This window comes from Paenibacillus albidus, assembly GCF_014644435.1.
GTDB classification, from domain to species: Bacteria; Bacillota; Bacilli; order Paenibacillales; family Paenibacillaceae; genus Paenibacillus_AQ; species Paenibacillus_AQ albidus.
The window spans coordinates 244,033-257,683 of the sequence record NZ_BMKR01000001.1; the positions used below are offsets into that span (position 1 = coordinate 244,033).

At 51.3% G+C, this 13,651-nt stretch carries 11 protein-coding genes and 1 riboswitch; all 11 genes read right to left on the reverse strand.

Annotated features, from left to right (window positions below):
• Nucleotides 1-50 precede the first annotated feature (50 nt).
• Nucleotides 51-719, reverse strand: a complete 669-nt coding sequence (locus tag IEY53_RS01060) for a methionine ABC transporter permease (RefSeq protein ID WP_189021764.1) — start codon at nt 717-719, stop codon at nt 51-53.
• A complete protein-coding gene (locus IEY53_RS01065; RefSeq protein WP_189021765.1) occupies nt 719-1,735 on the reverse strand; it encodes a methionine ABC transporter ATP-binding protein in 1,017 nt (338 codons plus the stop codon). Before IEY53_RS01065 ends, IEY53_RS01060 begins: the two co-directional genes overlap by 1 nt.
• A gap of 95 nt (nt 1,736-1,830) precedes the next feature.
• Nucleotides 1,831-1,974, reverse strand: a riboswitch (SAM riboswitch).
• A gap of 104 nt (nt 1,975-2,078) precedes the next feature.
• On the reverse strand, nt 2,079-2,795 hold the full coding sequence (locus tag IEY53_RS01070; protein ID WP_189021766.1) for a Cthe_2314 family HEPN domain-containing protein: 717 nt from the start codon (nt 2,793-2,795) through the stop codon (nt 2,079-2,081).
• A gap of 38 nt (nt 2,796-2,833) precedes the next feature.
• Nucleotides 2,834-4,606 carry a UbiD family decarboxylase gene (locus tag IEY53_RS01075; RefSeq protein WP_189021767.1) on the reverse strand — a complete coding sequence of 591 codons (1,773 nt, stop codon included), beginning with the start codon at nt 4,604-4,606 and terminating at the stop codon, nt 2,834-2,836.
• Between the two features lie 73 nt (nt 4,607-4,679).
• The gene (locus IEY53_RS01080; RefSeq protein WP_189021768.1) at nt 4,680-5,654 is read right to left on the reverse strand and encodes a COX15/CtaA family protein; all 975 of its coding nucleotides are present in this window, start codon (nt 5,652-5,654) and stop codon (nt 4,680-4,682) included.
• Between the two features lie 138 nt (nt 5,655-5,792).
• Nucleotides 5,793-6,137, reverse strand: a complete 345-nt coding sequence (locus IEY53_RS01085) for a thioredoxin family protein (protein ID WP_189021887.1) — start codon at nt 6,135-6,137, stop codon at nt 5,793-5,795.
• A gap of 111 nt (nt 6,138-6,248) precedes the next feature.
• Nucleotides 6,249-7,877, reverse strand: coding sequence for a putative polysaccharide biosynthesis protein (locus IEY53_RS01090; protein WP_189021769.1), 1,629 nt, complete (start codon nt 7,875-7,877; stop codon nt 6,249-6,251).
• Nucleotides 7,878-7,906: 29 nt separating this feature from the next.
• Nucleotides 7,907-8,389, reverse strand: coding sequence for a DUF456 domain-containing protein (locus tag IEY53_RS01095; RefSeq protein ID WP_189021770.1), 483 nt, complete (start codon nt 8,387-8,389; stop codon nt 7,907-7,909).
• A 117-nt stretch (nt 8,390-8,506) separates the two neighbouring features.
• Nucleotides 8,507-9,283, reverse strand: a complete 777-nt coding sequence (locus IEY53_RS01100) for a Cof-type HAD-IIB family hydrolase (RefSeq protein ID WP_189021771.1) — start codon at nt 9,281-9,283, stop codon at nt 8,507-8,509.
• Nucleotides 9,284-9,334: 51 nt separating this feature from the next.
• Nucleotides 9,335-11,374: a peptidoglycan D,D-transpeptidase FtsI family protein gene (locus IEY53_RS01105; protein ID WP_189021888.1), complete on the reverse strand. Its 2,040-nt coding sequence runs from the start codon at nt 11,372-11,374 to the stop codon at nt 9,335-9,337.
• An 88-nt stretch (nt 11,375-11,462) separates the two neighbouring features.
• Nucleotides 11,463-13,541: a peptidoglycan D,D-transpeptidase FtsI family protein gene (locus IEY53_RS01110; RefSeq protein WP_229695904.1), complete on the reverse strand. Its 2,079-nt coding sequence runs from the start codon at nt 13,539-13,541 to the stop codon at nt 11,463-11,465.
• Nucleotides 13,542-13,651 lie beyond the last annotated feature (110 nt).

Genomic DNA, 13,651 nt, shown 5'->3' on the forward strand with positions numbered 1-13,651 from the left:
CCTTATACAATATGATTGTTTATGAAAAAGGCTATCTATATGGATGTACCTTATTTCCGTGTAAAATGTCTGACCAATCGGTCCCCGATCATTTGCAGCAGCTGCACCAGGATAATCATGAGCGCTACCGCAATGAGCATAACTTCCATCTCATACCGGTAATAACCGTAGCGGATGGCAAGGTCGCCAAGACCGCCGCCGCCTACCATACCCGACATAGCCGTATAGGAGACCAGGGTCACCAGTGTGATCGTCACTCCTGCCAACAGACCCGGCCGAGCCTCGGGAAGCAGCACCCGCAGTACGATCTGAGAAGTGGATGCCCCCATTCCTTGAGCGGCTTCGATGACTCCGCGGTCCACCTCACGCAGCGCAGTCTCGACCAGCCGGGCAAAAAACGGTGCCGCACCAATCACAAGCGCGGGAATCGTGCCAAGCACCCCGATGGAAGTGCCTACGATCGACTTGCTGAAAGGGATCAGCGCCACCATCAGAATAATGAAAGGAACCGAACGCAGGATGTTGACCAGAAACGATAAAACCGAATAAATGAACCGAATTACAGGCTCTTGTGATCTTCCCCATAAATATAACACAATTCCGAGTGGTAAACCAAGGATTATTGTGAACACTCCAGAAATAGCCAGCATTTGTAAGGTTGCCAGCATGGCATCCATCATTTCTTCCCAATTGACCTCGTTAAAATTCAAGCCGCCCATTAAGACAACACCTCCACATCCAGGCCCTGAGCCTTTAGTTCCAGAACCGTTGAAGTTATGGCTTCGGCTGAACCTTCAAAACGCACAATCAGCTGTCCAAAAGGCACATCTTTGATCGTGGAAATAGTACCCTGCAAAATAGCAAAGTTCACGCCTGTCTCCCGGGCCACCCTGGACAAAGTAGAACCGTAGGTTTTTTCGCCAAGGAACGTAATCTTGACCGCCTGGGACGACTCTCCGGGTACCGTACGCATTGCCGCCTGCAGTTGACCGTCATTCTGTGCTTCACCACGGATAAATCCCTGCGTAATCTCATGTTTCGGCTTCAGAAAGACTTCCGTCACTGCTCCCTGCTCCACAATCCCGCCGCCATGAATGACGGCCACCCGGTCACAGATCCTTTGGATGACATGCATTTCATGGGTGATCAGCACAATGGTCAGATTAAATTGGCGGTTAATGTCCAGCAGCAGACGCAGAATCGAATCCGTGGTCTGGGGATCAAGTGCCGAAGTCGCTTCATCGCAGAGAAGCACATCCGGATCATTGGCCAAAGCCCGGGCCACGCCCACCCGCTGCTTCTGACCGCCGGACAGCTGAGCCGGATATTTATTCCGGTGGCCTTCCAGTCCCACCAGAGCAAGCAGATCCTTAACCTTCTCCTCTACAGCTGAATCCGGAGTCCCTGCCAGCCGCAGCGGAAAAGCAATATTATCATATACCGTTGCAGACGATAGCAGGTTGAAGTGCTGAAAAATCATCCCGATCTTCCGCCGCTTCTCTTGAAGCCGGCCCTTGCCGAGCTTGGTTAATTCCACTCCGTCCACCCAGACTTCGCCCTCTGTTGGACGCTCCAGCAGGTTGATGCAGCGGATCAGCGTACTTTTTCCTGCGCCGGAATGGCCGATGACTCCGAAGATTTCACCCTTTTGAATCGAAAGGTTCAGATCCGAGAGTGCGGTTGCCGTTTTGTTTCCTTTCCCATATCTCTTGGTAAGCCCTCTTAACTCTATCAATGGCTCCACCCCCCTTTACCCTAGTTTCGAATAAAACAAAAAACCTCCGCGATCGGGTGCAGATCGCAAGAGGCTGTACGTATATAAACTCTGCCTTCTCATCTGCCAACGACCGCAATACTGCGCCATTGTAGGAATTAGCACCATGACATTTAAAGAACGTACCCGGGTTGGGGACTGCTCTATAAATCGGTTGCCGGGCTTCATCGGGCCTATCCCTCCGCCGCTCTCGATAAGAACTACCTATGAAATTGAATGTCAGGCCATGAAAACTTGGAATGCAAGCATAAGTATAGTAAGTTTCGCTTTCATTGTCAAAGGAAAATTTCCACAAGGGCTTTCATCACGCTCTGGCATTTTTGCGCCATTGTTTATTGCTATAGCCGAAGGCTGCAGTTAGTGATTTACAGGCCATATCCAGGCCCTGCTGAAGATCCTCCAGATGACCGTCCAGATCCTCCAGCTGTATCTTGTCATGCAAACCCCGGTGGCGCTGCCACAGATCGTCCTGCATTTCGGCATTCATATAGTGAATTTCGGCATTCCGGCGTTTGCGCAGATTCTGCAGCGGTTCCCGGTATGAACTCTTGATTTGCTCCAGCTGATCCGCCAAAAACATATGCTCCTTCAGCACATGGAATTGCCGCAATACCGTAAAATAAGAAAAATGCGCTTTGACTTTGGACGTATTCAGATCATAAAGACTGTTGAGCACGGTGCCCAATTTGTCCAGCAGCGAAAATACGCGGATGAAGCCATTTTTGTAAAAATAGACATAACGCGCATAGTCCCCCTGCTCCTGAGGGGTCATATCGTCCATAAAACCGGCAATCACCAGCTTCCGGTAAAAAGCTGCGGCAAACCAGCTCTGCTCGAGTTCATCCAGAGAGGAGATCAGCCCGCGGGTCCAGATTTCCAGCTTGCGGAATTCATGGTCCTGGTCTTCAAGCCGGTTCATTTCATGGCGCAGCAGCGCGGCCATTGTGCCCATATTGTCCATAGCCTCAGCCAATACGCCGCTATTCTGGCGGGGCGGCTCTCCGAGTAAGATACGCAGCATAACCTTCCTCCTACTTAAGTGTGTTCAGCTTCCAAATGTTATGCACCCCGAAAATAACTTTTCCAGTTCCGGTCCACCAGCTCTACTGTCTCCGGGTCCGGAATCAGCTCCGCCGGATGGCCCGGCTTGGTGCGGGCATCGATAATGAGCGGCAGCTTGTACTCAATGTGGTGATTCCTCACGTCGGAGTTGGCGTATAGATCGGTCGCCGGATTGAAGTGTGTGAGCACCGTCCACAGGAACGAAGCTGAAGTCTGGACCGTATCCGCCGCATGATCGGCCAGAATAACTAGCGGCCAGGCGGTCTCCTTCTCGCTCAACGCTGCAACCAGCCTGCCCGGAAGCTCAGGATCCTCTTCATAGGATGCACCGGAAACGGTTAAACATCCCCCGCAGAATGGCAACGCCTGATGAATTCCGGGAACCAGTCCTTCCTCATAGCTCCGCGGGAGCTCACGAATGGGATCGCCGATGCCTACCATCACGGCTTTGTTGCGGTGATTCAGCTGCTCTGGCGTAAACGGATGCGAACCCTGTGAAAGAGTCTGGAATACCGACAGATCGGTAGCCGGGTTGAAACGTTCCAATAGGGCTTCCATAAGCTTGGGGAAATCCGCTGGATCAAGCGGCTCGTTGGTAAGGAGCAGCAGCTTTGTTTTTGAGAGCTGGCCTTCCCCAAGAATACGGAATGCCGCTGCCATGGCTTCCCGGGAGTAGCTTTCCTGAACTACGGCTGCAGTCAAGGGATACGGGCCGGATTCAGGGTAAGTCCACAACGAATGAACCGAAGGCATGACATACTGGTAGGCAGGAGCCAGCAGGCGCTGTAAAGATTGACTCAGGTAAACATCCTCATGCCTTGTCTTACCGCTGATAACCGCCGGAAAAATAGCATCTTTACGGTGCCATATCCGTTGTACATGCATCACTGGAGACTGCGGCTGCAGCGGGTCATACCCGTAGTACCCACCCGGAGTATTTTCAGGCCGCCGGTCATAAGGGGGCACCAGGCCGCGAATGGCGAATTCCGCCTCGGCTGGAATACGGTGTCCGCCCATCGGGTCTTTGACCATCGGCAATTTACCGCCCAGAATAAGCGATGCCAGCAGCAGCCCGGGAAAACGGTCAGGAATTAGGGCAGACGCTGCCGCCATAAGCGCCGGGGGGCCTCCAATAAATACGGAAACCGGCATCGTCTCTCCCCGAACTTCGGCTTCATAATGGTGCGAACCGGCACCTGTATGGTTCTGCCAATGGACCCCGGCGGTGTGGTCGTCATATAGAGGCAGACGGTTCAGACCAATCTTGTATTCCTTGGGGTTGTCCAGCTTCTCGGTGTATACCAGCGCCAAGCTGATACTGGGGTCTCCCTCTTGCTTCCAGCCTGTAATCCGCGGCAGCTCCTTGAGCGGATCACTACTTCGGCAAATCCCCAGCACCGGCGCTTCCCCCTGAGGCACATTTTTAGTTCCGATCTTGAGCAGATCATAGATCAAGCCTTTTTCCTTCCAAATCCCAGCCGCTGTAGGCGGCACCAGCGATTCTACCGAACCCAGCAAGGACTGCATCAAACGCTCGGGCCGGGTCCCGAATGCCCGGTCCACTCTGTTTGCCGTACCGAACAAATTGGTGGCTACGGGGAAGGCACTCCCTTTTACATTTGTGAACAGCAAGGCAGGCCCTTCCTCCTGCATTACACGCCGATGAATCTCCGCAAGCTCAAGATAAGGATCCACCGGCGTCTCAATGACCCTAAGCTCCTTATCCTTGCGCAGCCCTTCGATCCATTGTCGTAAATTACCGTATCCCAAACTATGTTCCTCCTCCGCCGACTGTGTCCGGTCATCGCGGCTTATGACAACATCCTGTCTTTTAAGCCTACCTTCATGGACCTGTGCTCCAGTCGGTGTTTCCTTTATCCTTGAAATGATGGCCGCTCACCCGGCTAAGCTGCCATACCCGCACGCTCATATAACACAACACACCGAACAGACCGGCTATAAGCAAAATATGGGCCAGCGCAGCAAAGATATACAATCTTTCGTTATTTAAGGTGTGGACTACGGCCGCACCGCTGAATACCTGCATTAGGCACAACAGAACCGCAGAGACGCCAAGCGCCCTCAGCTCACGGTGTTCCTTATGGTTCCAGAATGCCAGATGCCCCAGCACTGCCGTCAGAATGAACAGCAGGAGTGCAGCAAGCCGGTGGGTAAATACAATGCCAACTCCCCCCGAGAGCTCCGGTATCAGTTCTCCGTTGCAGAGAGGCCAACCGGAGCACCCGCCCCGGGAATCCGTATGGCTGACATAAGCGCCGATATAAACAACGATATAAGAGTATAACGCCGTAAACCACGTTAAGTTGCGAAATGCCTTACTGACAGGCGGCCCGGAGATCGCTCTAAGATCTGCTCCGTCCATAGCCCACCGCTTCGTTCCCAGCGCCAGCATGACCGAGCTGGCAAAGGCAATCAGCGAGAAACCCATGTGCAGCGCCATCACGGCGGCGGATTGGGATTGCAGCACCGCAAGCGCCCCCATGCCCCCTTGCACGATTACAAACACCAGCGTCAACAGGGCATAGACCTGCAGCTCACGCTGGCCCCGCGCATAACGTCTGAAGGCATACATAGAGGCAAGCGACAGCAGACCCGCCAGCCCGCTGAACAGCCGATGGGTATATTCAATCATGGACCCCACCGTATAGGCCGGTATTAATTTACCGTGACAGAGCGGCCATTCATTTCCGCATTCCAGACCCGAGCCTGTCTTCGTGACCACAGCTCCTCCAAGCAAAGCCATGAACATGATCAGGCAAGTTATGTAACTAAGCCATTTCAACTGAATTGTCGTCAATATAATCACCCGCAGTATATAGAAATGAAGGAAGGTAAACCACTAAGTTATGCGTTTTCATAACCGTTGTTAAAAAAACACCGCTTCTGCTCAAACGGGCGAAAGCGGTGAACTTCTGTTACTTGTCGGGTACCATTGTTACTTGTGGATACTCTGATAAACCTCTAGCGCCCTATCCAGGAAACCCTCAATCTCTTCCCGGGATTTGCGGAGCTTGCTGACGAACCGGACCAATTCACGTCCGTCGGTATACGCTACAAAGCTGGGAATGCCCAGAATATTCTGCTCCTGGCTAACGTCACCTACAGCATCTACATCAACTTCGACCAAGGTCAGCCGACCGTTATAATTCTGTTCCAGCTCAGGCATAAAGGGATCAATAAATTTACAATCCACACACCAGTCTGCTTTAAAAACCGCCACCGTTAGCCGGGGAGATTGTATAGCGACCTGAAACTCAGCCGGAGAACTAATCTTATCCATGGATATGTTCATTCCCTTCTTGGTTTAGCAATTTGCTGTCTGTTTCTTAAGTGAAGCAAAATGTGCCGCGGAAGTCAAACAAAATGACCGAATGAGACAAAATTCATTGCGTTATTCTCTCATCCGCACCCGGGCAGGCTGCAATTTCATTAACGGATTCAGTATTTTCTGCAAAGCGCGCGGGTAGCCGGCAATCTCCTGGCGGCTAATTACCCCCAGTACAACCAGCAGCACCAGGTAGACGATGACCACCACAGTCCCTACAACGAGACATACAATGAGATAAGCCAAACGTTCAGGCATTACCTCTGTCAGCTTGATACCGGCTTGATTCAGCCCGTAACCGATTCCTCCGGAAATCAGTACCGCAAGGGCAAAGCCGCCCCAACGTTTGCCCATGATCTCGAAATTTACGATGGATTTCAGCATGCGCAGATTGAGCCAGGTGATCACGATGAAGCACAGCGCCGTTGCTCCAATGATGCCGTAAATCCCAAACACCTTGCTAAGCAGGAAACTTCCCGCCAGCTTCACCATAATACCTGCCAGTACATAATACATGGATATCCGGGATTTCCCCATCCCCAGCAGGATGGAGTTGGTAGTCATCATCGTAATCTGGAAGATGGTCCCAAGAGTCAGCATGGCCACAATTCCGCTTCCTTCAAGGCCGCTGAACAGCAGTCCGTTTACGGAATAGGCCGCCACAGCCAAAGCGACAACGATAGGCATGCCTGTCAGAATGGAAATACGCAAGGCCAGGGTAACCTGGCGCTTGAGATGGGTCTCATCCCGGCGGGCATAGGCAGCCGAGATGACCGGGATCAGCGAGGTTCCCAGCGCGATCGCCAGCACTGGCGGTATACCTGCCACACTCTGGGCCCGGGTAGTCAGTATTCCAAGTGCAGCGGTTGCGTTCTCCCGTCCGATCTGATCAATCAGCAGCGGAACGGCCAGCGAGGTATCAATGACATTTACCACCGGAATCGTAAGGGAGGCAAGGACAATGGGGATGGATAGGGTAAAAATATCCTTGTACACACTCCACTGCGGCAGCTTTTGACTGGAATTGTAATTCAGGTTCAAAGCTTTATCTGCCCGGCGCAGCTTCAGGGCGAAATAAATCATCACACCAAAAGCTGCAATACTGCCCAGCACGCTGCCGAAAGAGGCCCCGGCAGAAATAACGGTATTGTTGTAGCCCTGCTGCAACAGGATATAAGCAAGGATAATGGCGGTAACGACGCGGGCTACCTGTTCCACGATCTGGGAAATGCCGCCGGCCATCATATTATTCCGGCCCTGAAAGTAGCCCCGCATCATGGCAATGGCCGGAAATAGCAGCAGCGCAGGCGCTATGGCTCTTACCGCCATCGCCGATTCCGGGACATCCGCAATATGTGTTGCATAGAATGGAGCTCCGAAATACAGGAGCGCAGTCATAATCACCCCGGCCGCCGCCGAGAACAAAAGTGCTGCATGGTATACCTGTCTCGCTTCTTCCGGCCGGTTCAGGGCATAACGTTCCGAGACCATTTTACTGAGTGTACTTGGAATCCCCGCCGTGGCTACGGTCAAGAGCATTAAATAGATATTGTTGGAGACCCCAAAGGATGCTCTCCCAATATCATCAAAGATATGATCGAGCGGCACGCGCTGGGCCAGCCCAAGCACACGCGCCACTAAAGCTGCGGCAGCCAGAATTAGCGTGCCTTTGACAAAAGACTCTTTCTTGGACAAACTGTTTCGCCTTCTTCGCTGTAAATTTATTACCGGCCAATCCAGATGAAAAAGAGGATGACCATCGCAATTTGCAGAATAATTTTAACGACAGTACTGCTGAATAAGCCGAGCAGCGAGCCCAGACTTACCTTGAATGCTTTGTCCGCCTTTGAACCCGCAATCAATTCTCCTACAAAGGCACCCACAAACGGACCGATAAGCAGCCCGAATCCCGGGATGACAAAAGGTCCGGCAATCAGTCCTATCGTGCTGCCGATCACGGATGCCCGTGAACCGCCGAATTTCTTGACTCCCCAGGCTCCTACCACATAATCAGCCACAAACAGCACCACGACAATCAGCGTCTGAACTATCCAGAACCAGACCGTCAAAGGCTCAAAGGAGAAGAACCAGCCATAGACAAAAAAGGCAAAGTAAATGGCCAGCGCGCCCGGTAGTATTGGGTAAACTGCACCGGCCAGACCGACAGCAAATAAAGCAATAATCAGAGTCCAACCCAAGATCGTCAAGTGCTTCAACTCCTAAAAGGTTTGTGATGCAGCAGCCGGCGGCTCCCTTCACAGCAAAACTGGCTTCACATGCCTAAGCCAGTTTTGCGAAAGCAGACCCGTGTGCGAAGGCGGATTTTAGTTGCCCGTCAATCCGCCTGCCGATGCCTGTACTTCATTCAATATATACTTTTGGATCACTTCCGCAATCCCGTCCTCGTTGTTGGAGGCAACTATCTGATCGGCTTCCTGCTTAACCGTGTCCTGGGCGTTGCCCATAGCCACGCCTAGTCCAGCCTGCTGAATGACCGCCAGATCATTCAGGCTGTCGCCAACGGCAACGACCTCTGACATGTTGATGCCAAGCAACTGGCAGACTTCCTTGATCCCGGCTGCTTTGTTCACACCCTGCGGGTTAATCTCCAGATTGTAAGGAGATGAGTTCGTAATCTCAAGTCCGCCCATATCCTGAAGCTGCAGCAGCAGCTGATGGCGGATCTCATCATCTTCTGTATGGTAACCGAATTTCAGCCATTCGCGGCCTTCTGTCTCTCCATCCCAATTCGCCTGCTTATGGACGGCTTCAGTAGAATAGGCCCAGAACCAAATATCATAATGCCGGGCCAGGTCGTACATCTGCTTGACCAGCACAGGGTCCATCAGGGAACGGCGGTATAATTCATGTGGAGCGCGCCACACTTCACTGCCATTCACTGTAACCATCGGTGTTTCCAGGCCCAACTGCTCCGCATAAGGGAGCGCCGTAATAAATGATCTTCCGGTCGAAAGGCAGACGTGGACGCCGGCGTCCACCGCCTTTTGAATCCACTGTACTGTCTTCGGAGTAACGATCTGTTCATCATTCAGCAGGGTTCCATCCATATCCAAAGCAAGCAGGCGGTATTTGGCAATCATGTGCCACCCCTCCATTCTTGTATGCTCTCTAGTCAGAGAAGCTGTGTATTTTTATTGCTCATCTGTTGCTTGGCCATCCGTCGTTGCTTCATCTGTCTTAACATTTTTCTTCGGCACGCCATCCAGTCCGTATTCCCAATCATAAGCATCAAATATTTTACGTGCCACAGGTGCGGCACTGTTGGAACCGAATCCTCCCTCAGGAATAACTACAGCTACGGCAAGCTTGGGATTCTCACGCGGTGCGAAGGCAATGAACACCCCGTTGTCGCGGTTGATATTTCTGCTGTCCGTCTGCTCGGAGGTTCCTGTCTTACGGGCAAAATCATACGGGAAATCGTCAAAAGCAGTAACCTTACTTTTCATCCCTTTAATGACCTCGTTCCAATATGACGATTCAAAATCAACCTTGTTTAATTCTTCACGGCCAAAGGTTTTTACAGCTTTGCCGGTGGAATCGGTGATTTTGCTCACGAGCTGGGGTTTGATCCGGACCCCCTTGTTGGCAATCGTGGATGTATACTGCGCCAGCTGAAGGACTGTATAACTCGCCTGCTGGCCAAATGACGCGTACACAAGCGCCGATTGAGAACTCCCTAACTTCGCTTCTTCAAAGTAGTTAAGCTTACCTTTGTATTCCTTGGGCAGCCCAATGCCGGTCGAAACGCCCAGACCAAATTCCTTCATATATCTATCCCAGACATCCACACCTTTGGCACCGTATTGGTCATACAGCTTTTTACCCACTTTATCAATCATAAATGCATTGGATGATTTCTCAATAGCTACGGCCGGTGATCTAAAATAACCATAATGGTGTCCTCCGGCATTTCTGACTGTTGTTTCATAACCGGCTTTCCCGAACTTGGCGCTGCCGGTATCCGTGTAGGATGTAGAAGTACTTATAAAACCTTCCTTAAGTCCAATCAGCACCGTAAGCGGCTTAATCGTAGAGCCAAGCAATACGGTGGATTCAAAATTATGCCCGGATCTCCCGGATGAAAACGGTGTGATGGTCCCGTTCTGGTAATTACTCATGATCTTCTTGTAATTCTCCGGTGAAATAGAGCCGGAGGCCCAGACATTGGTATCATAATCAGGCATGCTGGCCATCGCTACGATGTTGCCGGTATCCACCTCCATCGCCACAGCATAGCCGGTTAAAGCATCCGGATGGACTTTGCCCTGTACCGAGTTGGAATGCAGCCATCTGATCTGATCCAGAATCGCTTCTTCCGTCTTCAGCTGGATGTTCTTGTTAAGGGTAGTCCAAATGTCGTTGCCCTTAACAGGGGGGACCACCCTTTCGATTTTTTCGGCCATGTTCTGGGGATTGACCGCTACCTCCTGATAGCCGTTTTGTCCGCGAAGCTCCCTCTGGTATTGAAGCTCCAGACCGTCAAAGCCCACCAGCTCATCCTCTTTATAGGTCAGACCGGGGTCTGCATTATTTTTCATGGCATTCAGGACATTCTGATAAATATCGAGGCTGTCCGACGATTTAAAAGGTTTGATGTAGCCCACCGTCTGTACAGCGATGGTATCGGTATTATAATGGCGTGCGCTTTCTTCGACGACCTCCAGGCCCGGATATTCACCCTTATGCTCCATGAAATAAGCGACTTCCTGAGGGGTTAGTCCCGATTTGATCCTGCGGGCCATATAACCTGTATATTTCTTGAAATATAAATCCAGGGCGTCAATAACATCCTCCTGGGTCATTGCCGGGACATCCGGACTGCCATAGGTCGCAAAGTCCGCGACCAGCCTGGCGGCAAGAGCCTCCGATTTAGCCATGGCCTCCGGGGTAAGAACCGCCCGGCCGGTAGCTTCATCTTCCTGCTTGGCAGTGTATTCCTTGGTGAGTGTTATATACAGCGACTGGACCGGAGTGGAATACGCCAGCTTCTCGCCGCCGGCTGCATAGATCACTCCGCGCATGGCAGCCAAAGGCACATTTTTGGTATCCCGGCTGGTCTCCACCTCGGTTAGTGTAGGTCCTTCCACGAATTGCAGCACGGCAAGCCGAATGATAATGACACAAAAGATAACAAAGGTGCTGAAGAAAAACACATTGATCCGCAGGCCCATAGAGCTCTTGCTATTGGAATTGTCTTGCGGCCGGGCCTGCTTACGGAAGAAACTCAAAGCTGTTCACTCCTTTAACTGGAAATAAATATTATTGCACTGCAGTATCCTGTTCACCTGCAGGGGATTTGACGTTCTTCTTGGGCACTCCGTCCAATCCGTATTCCCAATCATAGGCGTCGAATATTTTGCGCGCGACCGGGGCTGCACTGTTGGAACCGAAGCCACCCTCGGGTATAACCACAGCTACGGCCAGCTTGGGATTCTCCCGGGGAGCAAAAGCGATAAATACGCCGTTATCCCGCAAAACTCCCTTGGCCTGCTGCTGGGAAGTCCCTGTCTTGCGGGCAAAGTCATACGGGAAATCCTCAAAGGCGCTGACTTTGCTGCTCATCCCTTTGATGACTTCGTTCCAGTAGGCTTTATCAAAAGAAGCAGTATTCAGGACCTCACGTCCAAACTCCTTGACAGTATTGCCAGCTGCATCTGTTATTTTGCTGACCAGCTGCGGTTTGATCCGCTCCCCCTCGTTGGCGAGTGTGGAAGCATATTGTGCCAGCTGCAATACGGTATAACTTCCCTGCTGTCCGAAGGAAGCATAGACCAGGGCAGCTTGCGCACTCCCTGCAGCCTTGATATTCATGTAGTTAATCTGACCCTCGGACTCTTTCGGAAGCCCGCTTTGGGTAGATACCCCGAGACCAAATTCCTTCATATATTTATCCCAGACCTGCAGACCTTGGTCCGGGTATTTCTCATACAGCTTTTGGCCTACCATATCTATCATGAACACATTGGAGGATTTCTCAATAGCCTCCGCAGGATCCATCGGCCCGTACACATGACTTGAAGAATTGCGCACCGACGACTTGTCATCTTTGCCGAAATAAGTGATCCCTTTATCGATATAAGTACTTGTAGTAGTAAAGAAACCTTCCTTCAGACCAATCAGAACGCTTAACGGCTTGATTGTAGACCCCAGAAACAGCACAGACCGCATATCATGACCCGAACTGCCTGAGGAGATGGCGGTAATGGTTCCATTCAGATAATTTGTCTCAATTTGCTTCCACACAGCGGGATCGAGCTTGTCAGCCGTCCAAACGTTGGTGTCATAGTCAGGTATACTGGCCATAGCGACAATATTTCCGGTGTCCACTTCCATGGCTACTGCATAACCGGTTAAGGCATGGGGATGGGTTTTTCCCTGAACGGCATGCGAATGCAGCCAGCGTATTTGCTCCGTAATGGCCTGCTCGGTCTTTAGCTGAATGCTCTTGTTGATAGTCATCCACAGGTTATTACCCTTTACGGGAGGAACCACCTTCTCGATCTTTTCCGCCATGTTCTGCGGATTGACAGAGATGACCTGATAGCCGTTTTGTCCCCGCAGCTCACGCTGGTATTGCAGCTCCAGCCCGTAGAATCCGACGAACTCATCATCCTTATAGCTAAGACCGGCCACTGGATTGTTCTTCATAGCATTACGAATGTTCTGATATATGGAAAGACTGTCCGATGACCTGAAAGGCTTGATGTAACCTACCGTCTGCACGGCGACGGTATCCTTGTCATAGTGACGCTGGCTCTCCTCAACGATGGAAAGACCGGGATACTTATCTTTATGCTCCATGAAATAAGCTACTTCCCGCTCCGTTAAGCCCGCTTTAATCCTCCGTGCCATATAGCCCGAATATTTCTTGAAGTCCAAATCCAGCAAATCGATGATATCCTGCTGTGACAGCTGAGGGGCTTGCTTGTCGCCATAAGCGGCGAAATCTGCGGCCAATTGTGCCGCCAGGGCATCGGATTTAGCCTTGGCCTCTTCGGTAAGCGTTGTTTTGCGGGTAGCTTTGTCAGTCACCTTTGCCGTATATTCACTAGTCAAGGTAATATAGATGGATTGAACAGAAGTATTATAGGCGATTTCCTCCCCGCCGGCAGCATAAATAATCCCGCGTATGGAAGCCAGCGGTACATTTTTGGTATCCCGGCTCGTCTCAACCTCCGTCAGGTTCGGCCCTTCGACAAATTGGATCACGGCAAGCCGCACGATAATGACGCAAAAGATCACAAAAGTGCTGAAGAAAAATAAATTAATCCGCAGGTTCAGTGAGCTTTTGTCAGGTTCCTGTTCCTTATTGAACGGCTTGCTTCCAAACAAGGTCACAGCATTCTCTCCTTAATACTGATAGAATAAGGCTTGGCTGTCTCAGCCATTCGCGCGTGTTCTAAAGATGTAGGAGTTCTTGTCAGCCTCGTTTTATTTTACCACAGATA